This is a genomic window from Treponema denticola ATCC 35405, from assembly GCF_000008185.1.
Classification (GTDB): Bacteria; Spirochaetota; Spirochaetia; order Treponematales; family Treponemataceae; genus Treponema_B; species Treponema_B denticola.
This window is the reverse complement of the sequence record NC_002967.9, coordinates 1,783,368-1,799,182: the sequence shown is the minus strand read 5'-3', so window position 1 is coordinate 1,799,182 and position 15,815 is coordinate 1,783,368. Positions and strand designations below refer to the sequence as shown.

The 15,815-nt window shown below is 39.8% G+C and carries 14 protein-coding genes and 3 tRNA genes; 7 read left to right on the top strand and 10 right to left on the bottom strand.

All coding sequences use genetic code 11. From position 1 onward, the window contains the following. Window positions 1–2 precede the first annotated feature (2 nt). The 4 genes from TDE_RS08360 to TDE_RS08345 all read left to right on the top strand — a co-directional run bounded on the left by TDE_RS08360 (window position 3) and on the right by TDE_RS08345 (window position 3,440). A complete protein-coding gene (locus tag TDE_RS08360) occupies window positions 3–590 on the top strand; it encodes a chromate transporter (RefSeq protein ID WP_002679463.1) in 588 nt (195 codons plus the stop codon). Beyond that, window positions 590–1,153, top strand: coding sequence for a chromate transporter (locus tag TDE_RS08355; RefSeq protein WP_002679462.1), 564 nt, complete (start codon window positions 590–592; stop codon window positions 1,151–1,153). The genes TDE_RS08360 and TDE_RS08355 overlap by 1 nt, the downstream gene beginning before the upstream one ends. A 48-nt stretch (window positions 1,154–1,201) precedes the next feature. Further along, a tRNA-Pro gene (locus TDE_RS08350) sits at window positions 1,202–1,275 on the top strand. A gap of 314 nt (window positions 1,276–1,589) precedes the next feature. Then, window positions 1,590–3,440, top strand: coding sequence for an AMP-dependent synthetase/ligase (locus TDE_RS08345; protein ID WP_002679461.1), 1,851 nt, complete (start codon window positions 1,590–1,592; stop codon window positions 3,438–3,440). A 123-nt stretch (window positions 3,441–3,563) separates the two neighbouring features. Here TDE_RS08345 and TDE_RS08340 read toward each other — a convergent pair. The 10 genes from TDE_RS08340 to TDE_RS08295 form a co-directional block, all read right to left on the bottom strand. After that, window positions 3,564–3,646: transfer RNA gene (locus TDE_RS08340), tRNA-Leu, on the bottom strand. A gap of 64 nt (window positions 3,647–3,710) precedes the next feature. Next, window positions 3,711–6,251 carry a penicillin-binding protein 1A gene (locus TDE_RS08335; protein WP_002679459.1) on the bottom strand — a complete coding sequence of 847 codons (2,541 nt, stop codon included), beginning with the start codon at window positions 6,249–6,251 and terminating at the stop codon, window positions 3,711–3,713. A 214-nt stretch (window positions 6,252–6,465) separates the two neighbouring features. Further along, on the bottom strand, window positions 6,466–7,530 hold the full coding sequence (locus TDE_RS08330; RefSeq protein WP_002679457.1) for a lipid II:glycine glycyltransferase FemX: 1,065 nt from the start codon (window positions 7,528–7,530) through the stop codon (window positions 6,466–6,468). A gap of 65 nt (window positions 7,531–7,595) precedes the next feature. Next, window positions 7,596–8,507: a LysM peptidoglycan-binding domain-containing M23 family metallopeptidase gene (locus TDE_RS08325; RefSeq protein WP_002679456.1), complete on the bottom strand. Its 912-nt coding sequence runs from the start codon at window positions 8,505–8,507 to the stop codon at window positions 7,596–7,598. Continuing rightward, a complete protein-coding gene (locus TDE_RS08320; protein ID WP_002670896.1) occupies window positions 8,494–8,910 on the bottom strand; it encodes a hypothetical protein in 417 nt (138 codons plus the stop codon). Before TDE_RS08320 ends, TDE_RS08325 begins: the two co-directional genes overlap by 14 nt. A 54-nt stretch (window positions 8,911–8,964) precedes the next feature. Beyond that, a complete protein-coding gene (locus TDE_RS08315) occupies window positions 8,965–9,135 on the bottom strand; it encodes a DUF362 domain-containing protein (RefSeq protein ID WP_002670897.1) in 171 nt (56 codons plus the stop codon). Window positions 9,136–9,469: 334 nt separating this feature from the next. Beyond that, a tRNA-Phe gene (locus TDE_RS08310) sits at window positions 9,470–9,542 on the bottom strand. Window positions 9,543–9,659: 117 nt separating this feature from the next. Further along, on the bottom strand, window positions 9,660–10,430 hold the full coding sequence (locus TDE_RS08305) for an exodeoxyribonuclease III (RefSeq protein ID WP_002679455.1): 771 nt from the start codon (window positions 10,428–10,430) through the stop codon (window positions 9,660–9,662). Window positions 10,431–10,443: 13 nt separating this feature from the next. Continuing rightward, complete coding sequence (map, locus tag TDE_RS08300; protein WP_002670900.1) at window positions 10,444–11,190, bottom strand: type I methionyl aminopeptidase; 747 nt, start codon at window positions 11,188–11,190, stop codon at window positions 10,444–10,446. Beyond that, the gene (locus TDE_RS08295) at window positions 11,177–12,013 is read right to left on the bottom strand and encodes a DnaJ domain-containing protein (protein ID WP_002679454.1); all 837 of its coding nucleotides are present in this window, start codon (window positions 12,011–12,013) and stop codon (window positions 11,177–11,179) included. The genes map and TDE_RS08295 overlap by 14 nt, the downstream gene beginning before the upstream one ends. Before the next feature lie 144 nt (window positions 12,014–12,157). Here TDE_RS08295 and TDE_RS08290 point away from each other — a divergent pair, with 144 nt between their 5' ends. The 3 genes from TDE_RS08290 to TDE_RS08280 are packed head-to-tail and all read left to right on the top strand — an operon-like array spanning window position 12,158 to window position 15,804. Further along, window positions 12,158–13,561: an MFS transporter gene (locus TDE_RS08290; protein WP_010957028.1), complete on the top strand. Its 1,404-nt coding sequence runs from the start codon at window positions 12,158–12,160 to the stop codon at window positions 13,559–13,561. Beyond that, the gene (locus tag TDE_RS08285; protein ID WP_002679450.1) at window positions 13,548–15,350 is read left to right on the top strand and encodes a glycoside hydrolase family 2 protein; all 1,803 of its coding nucleotides are present in this window, start codon (window positions 13,548–13,550) and stop codon (window positions 15,348–15,350) included. Before TDE_RS08290 ends, TDE_RS08285 begins: the two co-directional genes overlap by 14 nt. Beyond that, on the top strand, window positions 15,337–15,804 hold the full coding sequence (locus TDE_RS08280; protein WP_010957027.1) for a glutathione peroxidase: 468 nt from the start codon (window positions 15,337–15,339) through the stop codon (window positions 15,802–15,804). The genes TDE_RS08285 and TDE_RS08280 overlap by 14 nt, the downstream gene beginning before the upstream one ends. Window positions 15,805–15,815: the final 11 nt, after the last annotated feature.

The following is a 15,815-nucleotide window of genomic DNA, read 5'->3' as shown; positions in this document are numbered from 1 at the left end:
AAATGAACAAAGCAAATCGTTTTAAAACCTATGCTTCTCTTTTTGCAAGTTTTTTTAAGATAGGGCTTGTAACTTTCGGAGGCGGTCTTGCCATGTTGCCCATCTTAAAAAGAGACTTGGTTGATTCGAAGGGCTGGCTTACCGAGGATGAGATTTTAGATTATTTTGCAATAGGGCAGAGTACCCCCGGCGTTATAGCGGTAAATGTTGCCACCTTTGTCGGATACAAAAGAGGCGGTTTGATAGGCTCTATTTTTTCTACATCGGGAATTGTTTTTCCTTCCCTTATAATCATTAGCCTCATAGCAGCCTTTGTTTCAAATTTTAACGAATTAGTCTGGGTTCAAAAAGCCTTAAAGGGAATAAATGTTGCGGTTTCCGTGTTATTGGTAAAAGCAGTTTTTTCTTTTGGGAAAAAAACGGTTTTCGATCTATGTACATTTTTAATAGCAGCTCTTTCATTTGTTCTAATGTTTGCTTTTAAGGTGCAGGGTGTCTGGATAGTAATCGGCTCGGCCCTTTCCGGATGGCTTTTTCAAACAATCAAATCAAGTCGGCTTTTAAAAAAAAATAAGGGAGAAGAATTCTGATGAGTTTGATTGGTTTGTTTTTTTTGTTTATGTACATAGGGTTTTGTACTATAGGCGGAGGTCTTGTTGCTATTACCCTCATGCAGCAAGAACTGATTCCCCGCGGGCTCATAAGTTCCGAAGATTTTTTTGCAATGGTTGCTATTTCGGAATCTACACCTGGACCGATGGGGATTAATATGGCAACCTATATCGGCTATGAACTTTACGGTGTTTTAGGGAGTGTAGTTTTAACTACCGGTATTGTTCTTCCGTCACTGGTAGTTATAGTTTTGATAGCCCGTTTTGCTTCATCATTTCAAGAGAAACCCTTGGTAAAAAAAAGTTTTTACGGCTTAAGGGCAGGTGCTGTCGGCATGATTACTGTAGCCTGTTGGCAGGTAATAAATATTTCCATTTTAAACCTTTCGGCTTTTAGAGCAAGCGGTAAGCTCGCAGACATCGTACATATAAAACAGTTCGTATTCTTTTGGCTTCTATTTTTTGTAAGTATTTTCTTTAAAAAGCTCCATCCTATAGTTTTGGTTGCAGCCGGAGCAATATTCGGTGTTCTGTTTTTATGAGAGACCTATTGACATTTTTTGTATTTTGCTATATTATAGCTGTCGTTACGGGCAATAGCGCAGTTGGTTAGCGTACAAGTCTGGGGGACTTGGGGTCCCCGGTTCAAATCCGGGTTGCCCGATAAAACTTCGTTTTTTTAAAACGAAGTTTTTTTTTGCCCATAAAAAAAGGCAGTCGTTTAAGATCGCCCCTTATTTTTTAATATCCGAAAACAAGTTTTAGTGTTGCTTCGGCTCCGGTTCCTTTAAAACTTCCTGTAAATGAAGGAGATGCTGCCGAAACTGCTGTTTCAAGTCTAAATACTATTAATTTTTTCTTTATATATTGATATATTCTTACATTTATGATAGCATTTATAGCATGAGAACTCTAGACAAATCACTACCGTTATTATTAAAACGGATTTCGGAAAAATACCCTAGCATAAGAGCTCAAATGTTTAAGGGAGAAGATAAGGAATTTAAAAGTCTTTCTTACAAAGAGCTTTATGAAACGGCGCTTGATTTTGCGGCAGGCTTGCTTTCCATAGGGGCAAGACCCAAAGACCATATAGGTCTTATAGCCGACAACCGCAAAGAATGGCTTCATGCAAGTTTCGGTATTATGAATATCGGGGCTGCCGATGTTCCGCGCGGCTGCGATGCTACCGAGCAGGAAATTACCCACATTCTTTCTTTTTCGGAGTGTAAATTTGCCGTTTTAGAAAATGAAGCTCAAATTCGAAAAGTCCTTGTCCATCTGGCAGAAATTCCCCTGCTGGAGTCTATAATCAGTATTGATAATGTTGATTTTAAAAAGCTTGAAGAAGAATTCAATCTAAAAGAAAGGAAAATCGAATTCCATACATATGCCGATATTATTGACTTGGGTAAGTCGGCTAGGATTGAAGGTAAATTTAAACCTGAAGAATATGCCGAAAATGTAGATACCGATGATTTGGCTTCAATAATTTTTACATCAGGTACTACGGGCAATCCTAAGGGTGTTACTATGACCCATAGAAACTTTATGACTCAGCTTATGGAGCTTCCGGATAGGATTATTCTTAAGCCCGGCCAAAAAGCAATTTCGGTTCTTCCGGTTTGGCATTCCTTTGAAAGGGCTTGCGAATATGTTATAATCATTTCAGGCGGTACTATTGCTTATTCAAAGCCGATAGGAAGCGTTCTTTTAGCAGACATGGTCAAAATCAATCCGACTCTTTTTCCCTCTGTTCCGCGAATTTGGGAGGCTGTTTATGACGGTATCTTTAAGGCTATGAAAAAAAGAGGGCGGCCTCTTTACTATCTTTTCTTGTTCTTTATTGAAGTCGGAATAAAGACAATGCGTTTAAAGCGCAGGGTAACCGGACAATGTCCTCACTTTCAGCGAAAAACTAAGGTAATCTATCCAATCTTGGCCGTACTTCCTCTTTTGTGTATAGCTCCTCTTTATTACATCGGAGATCTTCTTATTTACCGCGCGATTCGTAAAAAGTTCGGTAAATGTTTTAGAGCAGGCGTTTCAGGAGGAGGGGCATTGCCTCCCAATGTTGACGAATTTTTCTGGGCTATCCGTATAAATGTAATGGAAGGTTATGGTATTACCGAGACTGCTCCCGTTATTTCGGTTCGTCCGATGCCTAAACCTGTGTTCGGAACACTGGGTAAACCGCTTGCGTGTTTTGAGTCAAAAATCATCGACAAAAACGGAAAAGAATTGCCTCATAATCGAAAAGGCTTGCTCCTCGTGCGCGGTGATGCCGTAACAAAGGGTTATTATAAGGATCCGGAAAGAACTGCGGAAGTTATCGATAAGGACGGATGGTTTGATACGGGTGACCTTGCAATAAAGACAGTTGACGGAGAATTAATCCTTAAAGGCCGCAAAAAAAATACTATAGTTTTAAGGGGCGGCGAAAACATCGAGCCTGTACCGATTGAGGTAAAACTGCAAGAGTCTCCATTAATTTCACTAGCTGTTGTTTTGGGACAAGACCAAAGGTCTTTGGGTGCTTTGATAGTTGTTCATAAAGAAAACCTCCAATCATGGGCTGCAAATAACGGATTACGAAATGTACCTGTTACTGAGCTTATACATGACTCTAATGTACAGAAAATGTATGAAGCTGAAGTTGCAGAGCTGGTTAACTCAAAAACAGGATTTAAACTATTTGAAAGGATAAATAAGATTGTTCTGCTTCCGGAAGAGTTTCAGGCAGGAAGGGAATTGTCTGCAAAAGGCGAGATGATGCGTCATAAGATAAATCAGCTTTATCGCAACGAAATATACGAGCTCTTTAAATAAGCATTAAAAATTATACAAAGCTTTAGTATAAAGCCCTTATAAGATGATTTTCTTATAAGGGCTTTTTTATGTTTAAAAACAATTATGTAAAAAAAAAGAACTCAATATTTGAGTTCTTTTTTTTGCGGCGAACTGGACTTGAACCAGCACACCCGTTAAGGCATCAGCACCTCAAGCTGACGTGTCTACCATTCCACCACCGCCGCAACTGAAATGGATTGTATCAGATAATCAAAAAAAAGTCAATAGCAAGATAAGACTAATTTTATTTTATATCCATGGATTTTCCGTTTCGGTTGACTCTTCCTCAGTATTTTTAGTTTTGGTTGCGCCTTCACCGCCTGCCGGAGGATCTATAAAAATTGAAGGATCTATTTCAATAGGTGCTGTGTCTATTTTTATTTCTTCTTCTCCTTGAGCCATTCCTGAGCCCTTAATTCTGTCTATACCGATATCCCGTAATTTTATACCGGCTGTATGTTCCGTACAAATCTCGGTCGGCTCTGTTCCATATAAAAAGGGAAGGGTAATGGTTTCGTCTGTACAGTTTTCCGAAGGTAGCATTCCCGATTTTTTACATACATCAACCATTATTACCCCTTTTTCGGGCCTTACAAAGTCTTTAAAGGGCTTAGTTTTATGAACTTCACGCATAAAGTTTGCCGCTACATAACCTGAAAGAGCAGCACCGGCATTATCCGTTCCTAAGGAATATCCGCCTCTGTCAAATCCATACCATACAATAGCAGAGTAGTATGGAGAATATATTGCCGCCCATGAGTCCGACCAGTTTTGCGTTGTTCCGGTTTTTGCAGCCATCGGCATTCTAAATATTCTGCCTGTTTTTTCATCTTTATAATCAAATTTACTACCGCCTGAAGAAGCACCGAATAATGTTCCCAGAGTAATAGTCTTTTTTAAAATCTCAGTCATTATAAAGGCATTGCTCGGACTTATTACCTGCATAGCTGCTCCGCGCTTTCTTTGCTCAATTCTAAGGTCAAGTTCAGGATCCATGATTGTAACGCCGTCCCGGTTTTCGATGGCTCTTACGGCTATCGGATCTACGGCACGCCCCTGATTTCCGAAGACTGCAAAGGCTCTTAAAAGTTGGACAGGTGTTACGGCGCTTATTCCGAGAGCCAAAGGATATACCTTTTCAAAGGTTTTATCAATTTCGACAGGGTCCGTGATCCCCATAAGAGCGGCAATGCGGTCTATGGCTCTATCAAAGCCTACCAATTCGAGAGTTTTTATAGCCGGAATATTTAATGAAAGGGGTAGTGCCTTATATACCAGAACAGTGCCGTTCCATTTTCCGCCATAGTTATTCGGAATATACTGTACTCCGTCTGCAGACTCAAAAACCTGAGGAGTATCATCCATTCTTGTAGCGGCTGTAATTACCTTTTCGTCAATGGCCGCAGAATATATCAGAGGTTTTATTGTACTTCCTACCTGAAGCTTTGATTGAGTTGCCCTTATAAGCTGGTTGCTTTCACTGTATTGGCTTCCGCCGATAAGGGCCGTTATATATCCTGTTTCATTTTCGATGGAGATAAAGGTACCTTCTACCACCCTTTCCATCAATACTTCCTGCATTTTAGCTGTCGATTGTTTGGTAAGAGTTTTTAGGTTGTCTATACCGCACATTAGGGCGAGTACATCAATGGTACTGTTCAGCTTGTTTTGATAATAAGAATTAGTTTTTACCTTGAGCTGTTTTTCTCCCACGCTTAGGGATTCTATTCCGAAGCAAAGGGTTAAAAGGGCTGTCAGGTTGCTGTATTGTTCCGCCTGACTGAATGATGTGGAGGTTGAGGCCGAAACCCTGTCATTGGCTATTGCAATGTATTTTTGAAACTCTCTATCGGCTATTTCTTGATGCCTTAAATCACAGGTCGTATGTACGGTATATCCGTCCTTATAAAGGTTCATAGTGCCGTATAGCATATTGTCGGCCACTTCTCGCCTTACATATTCCGAAAACCATCTGGCCTTATCTTCGCGGGTAAGCCATGCCGATAGGGCAATTCGGGTATAGTCAAAGTTAGCCCAATAGTCTTCAAAAGATTCCGCCGCCTCTTTCTTTGATATAAAGCCGAGGTTTATCATCCCTTCAAGAACATTTTCCTGTCTTTCCTTTGCTCTGTTCGGGTAATTAAAAGGATTGTATCTTGTAGGGTTTGAAAGCTGAATGATTAAGATGGCTGCTTCTGCAGGTGTAAGTTCAGAGGCTGAATGCCCGAAATAAAAGCGTGATGCCGCACTTACTCCGCTTGTTCCGCCCCCAAAGTAGGCTTCATTTAGGTAGAGCATCATTATCTCGTCTTTTGAGTGTCGTCTTTCCATCTGGATAGCCCACCAAAGTTCTTTTATCTTTCTTTTTACGCTTTTATCGGTTCTGTCGCAATAGAGAATACCTGCGATTTGCTGAGTAATTGTACTTCCGCCTCCTAATGATCTTCTTGTAAGTTGTCCTATGATAGCCCTGATAATCGATTTTATTCTAAAACCCTTGTGTTCATAGAATAGGCGGTCTTCACGGGCTAAAAGAGCTGCAATCAGGTTGGGCGAAATGTCTCCGTAATTTATGAGCTCTCGCTTTTCGTCTAATGAGAATTCGGTGATGAGATCTCCCCTGATATCCAATATTCTTGACGGCAGGGCCGGATTAAAGTCGACAAATAATTCGCTTTGTTTTATATTTTCCGTCATTGCCATCATTTTTCCTAGGGCAAAGGCTCCTCCGGCTAGGATCAAGAAAATCAAAATAAGGTATAGATATACTATTTTGCTCAGCTTATTCATAGTATCATATAAGAACATAATTTTAAGTTTTTTACAAGTGGGTAGACTGTTCTTGCTTGCAAATTAGAGAAGGCCGTCTTTATCATAAAAGGCTTGATAAAAAAAAGAGCCGGTTAAAAAACCGGCCCGCCCATCAGGCTATCGGCGGACGGTGGGTGGGAGGGGAACCATCCGCCGATATTTATTTATCGGCTAAGGATACAAAAACTTAAAGTTATCTGCGTTTATTTTTTAAAATAATCCATCTGATTTTATCTGCAAGATTAAAAAGTTTGTACATAAAAGGCTTATATACAAAGTCGAATGTGCCTATGTATTCTACCAACTGAGGATTATATCCTGCCTTAAATTTATGAAAACCGTACCATGAATTTTCGGTATCAGGGTTTGGGCCTAAACAGCCCCAAAGATCAAAAACAGAGCAATTTAACTTTTTCCCGTACTGAATAGCCTTCCACATGATGAGGTTATTGGGCATCAATTCCCTATGACTATTGCTTGATGCTCCATATGGGTAATAAAGTTTTCCGTTAAATTTAAAAAGAATCCATGCAGTTAAAACTTCATCTCCGTAAACGGCTTCGAATATTCTAAGGGTATCTTTTGGAAAAATTTTGAACATCCGTCTAAAGTATTCCCCGTTATGGTTAAAAAAGCCCTGTCTTTTCGTAGTTTCTTCCATAAGTCTTATATAATCTTCCATGCCTTCTTCCGTGCTCTTCTCTATTATGCTTACTCCTTTTTTTTCGGCAAGGCGGATATTATACCTTGTTTTGGAATGAAAAGAGGCTAAAAGATCTTCTTCGGTTTTTTCTATATTTAAAAGAAAATTATATTTTTCAAAAAAAGGCTTTCCGTTCTTTGCTCCGTTTTTCAACAAGATTTTTTTCTTGTCTTCAATAGGAGCTTCTAAAAATCCTGCATCCGAAGAAGTCTCTTCTAAAGAGTTATCTTTTTGTACAGGACTAAATACATCCGGTTCTAGTTTTATAAATACGGCTCTATGTTTTTTTGCCGCCTCTTTTAAGGCTTCAATGTGTTCTTGTTCCGGCATTATTGTTTTTGAGGCTATACCAACCGTATAATTAGTCTTAGGTATTTTAGAAAAAATAATCTGAATTCCGTTTTTTAATTTTCCGTCTTCAAAGAAACCTATCCTTTCGGGCACAGCTCCCATACTTTTTTTAAAGTCGCCCCAAACCCATGATTGAATGGGATGAGATACAAGCTTGTCGAATTCTTCTTTGTATTCATCGGTTAAGAACTTAGTTTCTTTCATGTTAACTCCCATAATAAGCGGATAATAGTGAGGTTGAATTTTGCCGAACTGTTTATCATAACTTCCTATTTTTGTGTATTTACAAAATTGGCAGGATTTTTCGGTATACCTTGCTCATGTATTTCAAAATGAAGATGCGGACCCGTAGACATTCCTGTAGAACCCACAGCACCGATAATTGTACCCGATTTTATAGTTTCATTCAAGCTCGCATAGACCTTGCTCAAATGGCCGTATAGGCTGGCTCTTCCGTCGGTATGGGTTAAAATAATATAGTTTCCATAAACCTTGTTATAAGATATTTCCTTTACCCTGCCTGCGGCACAAGCCATGACAGGGCTTCCCGTGGGAGCTGCAATGTCTATTCCCGGATGATAACTTGCCTTGCCTGTAAATGGGTCCTGCCTTTTTCCGAAGCTTGAAGTTATAACCGCATCTTTAAGAGGAAAACGGTAAAAAGGCATAAAGAAAAAGGCCCTTACCGTTCCGTCAAAAATTTCTCCCGGAAAACAAAAGATCTCCCGTTTTTCTTCCGGGCCGTATATTTTTATTTTTAGCGGTTCCGTTTTATTCTTTCTAAAAAGAGCTTCAGTGAGTTTTTCGATACTTGAGAGGGCTTTTTCAGGAAGATAAACCGCCGGCATTGTCGGAAGAATCAGAACCCGTCCTGCAATGTCTGTTTGGACTGACTCAATTCTATTTAATGTAACGATTGCATCATAAGGAATAGAACAACGTGCTGCGATTTTTATTATGGTGTCTTCACTGTTCGCCTTGTACGTATAAAATCTGATAGGCAGTTCATTTCCTGTTTTGGCTAAGGCTAAAGCCTTGCGTGCATCTGCTACATCATCGCAATATTGAACAAAGATATAATCGTCAATATGTAATTTTTCTATTTGAGGGTAGGGGACTTGGGCCTTTAAGATTGAGCCCGATAAAAAAAAGAACAGAAATAGAAATTTAAAAGCCTTCATTACCGTTATTTTTTGATTGGTCTATACCGAAGGCTAAAAAACCGTAGATAACAAAAATTAAAATAAGTACAACTAATGCCGGTATTTTATTAAATGTCAAAACCAATTTGATACATAAGATAAGACCGCCTATTACGGTTATTTTTTTTAAGATGGAAATGATGAGTCCGCGAGGGCTTTTTTTATATGCCTTGACTGCTTTTTTTACCAATAGGTAAAGAATCCCGCATACAAAGATGCTTATGGAAATTATTGTGTACAAACTCACATTTGTAGCAGCTAAGAGCCACAAGGGGTAGGCTACTGCAATACCTGCAAGTACGCACACTCCGGCGATGGCCGAAAAGGTCAACAGGCCGAAAAAAACGGACCCGTATCCCTTAATAATTTTTCCAAAACTCATAAAAACCCTCCGGACTCGTGATTAAGGTTTAACCCGCTTAAAAATTTAAGCCGATTATTCCTCTGAGATTGCTTCCACAGGGCAAACGCCTGCACAAGCACCACAGCTGATACATGTATCAGCATCAATTACGTGTTTGCCGCCGGCTTCGCTGATAGCGTTTACGGGGCATTCACTTTCGCACGCGGCACAGTTCGTGCATTCGTTAGAAATTTTATAAGCCATTTGCATACTCCTTATCATAAATTTCTATATCTTTATTATAACATTTACATATAAAAAAGGCAATATAAAAGCGGTGTAAAAAAAAAGAGATTGGCACTTTTGCCAATCTCTAAATTAAACGTTCTTGAAATAAGATTCAAAACGTATCATTATCGGTTAAGAAAAACGGCATCCGGATGTCAAAATAATGCCGTCATAACCCCGACCGTTAATTACATTATCGGGTTTATACAAAAAAACTTAAATTTTTTATTTAAAATATGTAAAAAAAGACAAAATTTATGATAATTTTAATAAAAAAAGGGATATAAGAAAATCTTATATCCCTTTTAAGTGCCGTCGGACAGAATCGAACTGTCGACACAAGGATTTTCAGTCCTTTGCTCTACCGACTGAGCTACAACGGCGTAACAAAGGCGATATTATCAGTTTTTCCAAATTATGTCAATAGGAAACTTCGAAAAAGTTCGGTTTTTTGAGGTGAGTTTTGCTTACCGGTTATCCTTGATTTTAAATTGCCTTAACTAATAGATTAACTTGACGGGGCAGTGATCCGATCCCATTACTCCGTCCAAAATGATTGATTCTTTTATCTTAGCTAAAAAGGAATCGTTTACACAGTGATAATCCAGTCTCCAACCGATATTTTTTTCTCTGGCTCTAAAGCGGTAGCTCCACCATGTGTATTTTGCGGGCTCTTTGCAAAAATGCCTAAAGGTGTCGGTATAACCCGATGAGGTGAACTCGTCCATCCATGCCCTTTCTTCAGGGAGGTAGCCGGGATTTTTTTCGTTACTCTTAGGGTTTGCAAGGTCTATTGGTTTATGGGCTATGTTGAAGTCCCCGCAAAGAATTACATTGTTTCCTTCTTCTTGTACAGAATCGCAGAATTCGAGAATTGCTGCACAAAAGTCCAGCTTGTAATCCAGGCGGGCTCCTCCGTCTTGAGAGTTGGGAAAATAAGCAGAAATAATCGAAACCTTGTCAAAGTCTGCAACCAAAACCCTTCCTTCATCATCAAATTCCTTTAAGCCCATAGTTCTTACCTGCAGAGGTTCTTTTTTTGTAAAGATAGCGGTTCCCGAATAACCTGCTTTTTTTGCAGAAGCCCAATAGGCAAAATACTTTCCGTTAGGCAGATCGGGTTCGGTAAGCTCCTTGCTAAGCTGAGCTTTTGCTGCCTTTGTTTCCTGTACGCAAAGCACATCGGGATTTTCGGTATTAAGCCAATCCAAAAAGCCTTTTTTTTCTACGGCCCTGATGCCGTTTACATTCCATGAAATAATCGAATTCATCAAAGCGGCCTTCCTATAACTGTGATAAGATTTCGGTGTGGTCTTCAAAGATAGCCACCGTGTGTTCCATGTGGCATGAAACCGACCTATCGGCCGTTACAACAGTCCAACCGTCTTTTTTTACCTCGACATCGGCTGTTCCCATGTTAATCATAGGCTCTATTGCAACTACCATTCCTGCCCTTAGACGGGGATTCGGTCTCATTCTTTCAGGCACATTAGGAATACTTGGGTCTTCGTGTACGCCGAGACCTACGCCGTGTCCGCAATAGTCATAAACTACCCCGTAATTGTGGGCGCTAGCCAAATTAAAGACAGCCTTTGAAATGTCGGAAACTCTTTTGCCTGCCTTACATGCTTCAATCCCTGCATAGAGACACCTGGTGGTAACCTCTAAAAGTTTGAGGTTTTCTTTTGAAACATTGCCGACAGGATAGGTTACACAAGAATCGCTGATGTATCCTCCTAGGTCTATTCCTATATCCATCGAAACAAGGTCTCCGTCTTTTACTATCCTTTTACCGGGAATACCGTGAATAACCTCTTCATTTATAGAAATACAGGCAGCTCCCGGAAAGCCTTCGGAATACCATGCGGGAACACCGCCGATTTTTTTTATGTAATTAACACAAAAATCATCCAGCTCTTTTGTACTAATACCGGGCTTGATTACGGGCTTTAATTCTTCAAAGAGTTGAGCAAGGGCCTTGCATGATTTTCTGATTCCGTTAATTTGTTCTTCCGTTTTAATTATAATCATAATGATTCTCCAGTTGATTTTGAATAATTTTAATTCCTCTTAATTTTGGGTTAAGCTTCATTGCCTCATTGACATATTGTGAAGCCTTATATGAGTCGCCAAACCTATAATATATTTCGGACATACGTTTAAGAATGTTAGCTCTATCTACCTTTTTAAAGCCTAATTCAAGAGCAGCTTCATAACAGTCTATGGCAAGTTCGTCTTCAACATACCTATGCAGTTTATCGATTATTATGGATTTTATCAAGTCGGTAACTTCGGGAAAAAAATGTTTAAAGTAGGGTTTTTGTTTTTCCAAATAAAAGATTTCTTCTAAAAGTAAAAAAGATTCATAATACTCTCCGCGGAAATAAAGATCTTCTGCAAGGACAAAGCCGCAGTCCATAAAATCTTCCCTATTAAAATACTTTGAAAGGTAGAAGCCTCCCGCCTCGCTTCTTCTTTTATTGTATTCTTCTACGGCAGATTGCTCCAATCCGTGAAAAAGATCAAAGAAGATTAGTTTGGCACGGCTTTCGTAGTCCGTTTTTTTTAAAAGCCATAGCCGATAATCAAAACTTTCGGCCGGATTTTTCTTTGAAAAAAAATCGAAATAATCAAAGGGGTTTTCACTGTTAGTTTTTTCTTTTAAGATGTTTTGATAGGCATTTAAAAGAAGCCTCATCGCCGACTCGGATTTTTCTTTTTCTTCTCCTGTTTTATATTGAATCAAATCGGGATGATGGAGTTTCGCTTTTTTTCTAAAAGCAGTTTTTATCTCGGCAACCGAGGCTTCAGGTGAAATTCCTAAAAGAGCATAATTATCGTCTTTTTTTATCATAGAACCCGTGATGATAGCATTTATCTAGGTGCCTTGTCTAGTGTAAATTAAAAATTAAAAATTAAAAATAAAGGATTTTTTTAGTCTGTCGCTTGACAATAATTCTCTCTTATTTTAGAGTATAGGCGGAGGAGATTTTTGTAAATGCTTAAAAACACGGATTTAAAAAAATATGCTCTTATCGGTACAAAGCGCTTTTGGTTTTTAATGTGGGGCTTGGGCCTTGCAGGGCAGTTATGCTGGAACATCGAAAATCAGTGGTTTAATACCTTCGTATATGCTAAAATAGCAAAGGACTCTTCGATAGTAACCCTTATGGTTATTACGAGTGCATTAGTAACAACCTTTTCAACTTTTTTATTCGGTACCTTATCCGATAGGATAGGCTCAAGGCGACGATTTGTTTCGATAGGCTACATCGTCTGGGGGCTTACCACCATCCTTTTCGGCTTGACCGAATTTGTAGGAAGAGGACAGGTCGGAACAGGGGCTAAGGTATCTGTATGGGCTGCCGTTCTTGTTATCCTTGCCGATGATTTTATGAGTTTTTTCGGTTCGATGGGAAACGATTCGGGCTACAACGCATGGAGCAACGATATGACAACGGATAAAAACCGCGGACAGGTTGGGGCTGTGCTTGCAATTCAGCCCGTTATAGGTACTATAGTCGGCACTGTGCTGGGCGGTCTTTTAATAGGAGCCGAAAATAATTACCAGCGTCTTTTTTGGTCTATGGGTTTGTTTGTCATAGGTACCGGTCTTATTTCACTTTTTTTGTTAAAGGATGCTCCCGATTTAAAACCGCATAAGGAGGGTTCTTTTGGCAAACAGTTTGCTGCGATTTTTAAGGCTGAAGGCTTTTTTTCGCATAAAGAACTGATGCTCGCCTGTATAACGACAGCCGTCTTTTTTATTTCGTTTAATGTTTATTTTGTTCACATGGGAAACTGGATGATTTACCGCATGGGCTTTGATGCTGCCCGCATGGGAATAATTCAGGGTTTAAGTTTGCTTGCTGCCTCCTTATCGGTTATTCCTGCAATAGGCCTTATAAATAAAAGCCGAACGCCGCGCCTTGCCGCATTTGCAATTATTCTTAACAGTTTGGGCCTTTGTATTTTATCTCTTTTTATAAAGCCGGCCTCGGTTAACCCTGATGCAGTGTTCAGCCTGAAAAATATTTCTCTTTTTTTGTCCGTATTTTTAGCCGGTACGGGACAGATTCTTGTAACCCAATCGATGACTATGTGGGTAAAGGAGCTATACCCCGAAACCTCTCGAGGACAGTTTGAAGGTATGCGTATTCTCTTTTTTGTGTTGACTCCGATGATTATCGGAACAATAATAGGAAATTTTTTGGTAAAAAATGGGGCAGGCTCGGTGGTAAACGAATTCGGCATAACCGAAAATATTCCCGTAGAGTCTATCTATGTATGTGGTGCCGTTTTAGCCCTCTGCGCCTTTATTCCACTTTACTTTGCATCTAAGCTTTACAATAAGCGAAAAAACAATGAGCCTAAGGACACTGAATCCTATGAGAAAAAATAAACCTATAAAACCGCTTTTAACGCCGTGGGGCGAAAACCTAAATCGGGACTGTCCCTTAAACGATTATCCTAGGCCTCAACTTGTAAGAGAAAACTGGCAGTGTTTAAACGGACGGTGGGACTATGCAATAACGGAGACAGAAGAGGTTCCCGAAACATGGGACGGAACTATCATAGTTCCTTTTTCGCCCGAGAGTCTTTTGTCGGGCGTCGGAAAACAGCTTCTTCCCGGAAAAAGATTATGGTACCGCAGAGAATTTGCCTTTGAAAAGTGTAAGGATGGGGAAAGGCTTTTATTGCATTTCGGGGCGGTTGATCAGCATTGTTCGGTCTATATAAACGGAAAAAAGGCCGGCTCCCATTCCGGGGGCTATTGGCCCTTTTATTTCGATATAAGCGGTTTTTTAAAGGACTGCGAAAACGAAATTGTAGTCTCCGTTACGGATAATACGGATACGGGCGATGAAGCTTACGGAAAGCAGACCCTCAACCGCGGAGAGATTTGGTACACTGGACAAAGCGGTATTTGGCAAACTGTATGGGCTGAAAAAGTTCCCGAAACCTATATTCAGAGTGTAAAAATAACCCCTCACTTTAAAGAAGCTGAGGTTGAGCTTGAGCTTTGTATGAGCGGAGCCGATTTGTCTCCTATTACAGCCAATGCTTCGGTTAAAATCTTTGACGGGGAAAAAGCGGTTGCAGAAGGAAACTTTCAAAACAACCGCGCCCTTGTAAAAATGCCCGATGATTTTAAAAGCTGGAGCCCGGAAAGCCCTTTTTTATATGACCTTGAAATTAAACTGGGAAAAGACAGTATACGGTCCTATTTCGGTATGAGGGAATTCGGTATTCTTAAAGGAAAAGCGGGGCCCGTTTTAAGTTTAAACGGAAGGCCTATTTTTCATCACGGTCTATTGGATCAGGGCTATTGGAGTGACGGCATGTACACTCCTCCTTCCGACGAGGCTATGATATGGGAAATTAAAACTATTAAAAGCATGGGCTTTAATATGCTCAGAAAACACATAAAAATAGAACCGCTTCGCTGGTATTATCACTGCGATAAAATCGGAATGCTTGTTTGGCAGGATTTTGTAAGCGGAGGCGGTCCATATAAGGACTTTGTCGTAAAGTATGCTCCTTGGCTTGGTTTTAATTTTAAAGACGGAAAAAGCCGTTATGCTCTTCACGGAAGAAAAAGCGAAACCTGCCGGAAAAATTTTATGCGCGATGCCGAGCGTACTATCGATTTATTATACAACATAAGCTCTCTTGCAGTCTGGGTTCCTTTTAACGAAGGTTGGGGCCAGTTTGATGCCGCCTCAGCAGCCGCCCTTGTACGCAAAAAAGATGCTGCCCGCCTAATCGACCATGCAAGCGGTTACTTCGATCAGGAAGCCGGGGACTTTCACAGTTACCACATTTACTATAAGGCTTTTAGACCTAAAAAAGATAAGCGGGGCAGGGTACTGGCCCTTACGGAATTCGGAGGCTTCAGTTTGCCGGCTCAAGAACATATGAGCTCTGATATTCTATTCGGCTACAAAATGTTTGGAACCAAAGAAGAGTTGAATGATGCTGTTTGGAAGCTTTATACAAAGGATGTTTTCCCTGCTATTGAAAAGGGCTTGAGTGCTTCAATCTATACGCAGGTAAGCGATGTGGAAGACGAAATAAACGGAATTTTTACCTATGACAGGAAGGAAATAAAATTTGATGAAGCCTTGGGATTAAAAATTACAAAAACATTAAACGAAATTTTTAAGGAGAAATTTAATGGGAATTTATAATTACACAGTTAAGGACAGCTTAGGAAATGACTTTTCTTTTAATGATTACAAAGATTATGTTATTTTAATCGTGAACACGGCTTGTGAGTGAGGACTTACTCCTCACTTCCAAGGTTTGGAAGCATTATACAAAGAATACAGGGATAAAAAATTCCTTGTTGCAGCTTTTCCATGTAATCAATTCGGCGGTCAAGATCCGGGCACAAACGAGGAAATCAGAAATTTTGCTCAAAGTAAGTATGGGGTTTCTTTCCCCATAATGGCAAAAATTGAAGTCAACGGTGAAAATACCGAACCTATTTTTTCTTTTTTAAAAAAAGCTTCAAACGGTGAAGACATAAAATGGAATTTTGCCAAATTCTTAGTCGATAAAACGGGAGAAAGAGTTACCGCCTATGCTCCGACTGTTGCACCTGAAGACTTAAAAAAAGATATTGAAAAACTATTGAATTAGGTTTTTATTGA

What these genes read in the sequence shown, in the direction of transcription:
- TDE_RS08360 (WP_002679463.1), top strand. Translation starts at nt 3, where the DNA reads ATGAACAAAGCAAATCGTTTTAAAACCTATGCTTCTCTTTTTGCAAGT.
- TDE_RS08355 (WP_002679462.1), top strand. Translation starts at nt 590, where the DNA reads ATGAGTTTGATTGGTTTGTTTTTTTTGTTTATGTACATAGGGTTTTGT.
- TDE_RS08345 (WP_002679461.1), top strand. Translation starts at nt 1,590, where the DNA reads ATGTTTAAGGGAGAAGATAAGGAATTTAAAAGTCTTTCTTACAAAGAG.
- TDE_RS08335 (WP_002679459.1), bottom strand. Translation starts at nt 6,251, where the DNA reads ATGAATAAGCTGAGCAAAATAGTATATCTATACCTTATTTTGATTTTC.
- TDE_RS08330 (WP_002679457.1), bottom strand. Translation starts at nt 7,530, where the DNA reads ATGAAAGAAACTAAGTTCTTAACCGATGAATACAAAGAAGAATTCGAC.
- TDE_RS08325 (WP_002679456.1), bottom strand. Translation starts at nt 8,507, where the DNA reads ATGAAGGCTTTTAAATTTCTATTTCTGTTCTTTTTTTTATCGGGCTCA.
- TDE_RS08320 (WP_002670896.1), bottom strand. Translation starts at nt 8,910, where the DNA reads ATGAGTTTTGGAAAAATTATTAAGGGATACGGGTCCGTTTTTTTCGGC.
- TDE_RS08315 (WP_002670897.1), bottom strand. Translation starts at nt 9,135, where the DNA reads ATGGCTTATAAAATTTCTAACGAATGCACGAACTGTGCCGCGTGCGAA.
- TDE_RS08305 (WP_002679455.1), bottom strand. Translation starts at nt 10,430, where the DNA reads ATGAATTCGATTATTTCATGGAATGTAAACGGCATCAGGGCCGTAGAA.
- map (WP_002670900.1), bottom strand. Translation starts at nt 11,190, where the DNA reads ATGATTATAATTAAAACGGAAGAACAAATTAACGGAATCAGAAAATCA.
- TDE_RS08295 (WP_002679454.1), bottom strand. Translation starts at nt 12,013, where the DNA reads ATGATAAAAAAAGACGATAATTATGCTCTTTTAGGAATTTCACCTGAA.
- TDE_RS08290 (WP_010957028.1), top strand. Translation starts at nt 12,158, where the DNA reads ATGCTTAAAAACACGGATTTAAAAAAATATGCTCTTATCGGTACAAAG.
- TDE_RS08285 (WP_002679450.1), top strand. Translation starts at nt 13,548, where the DNA reads ATGAGAAAAAATAAACCTATAAAACCGCTTTTAACGCCGTGGGGCGAA.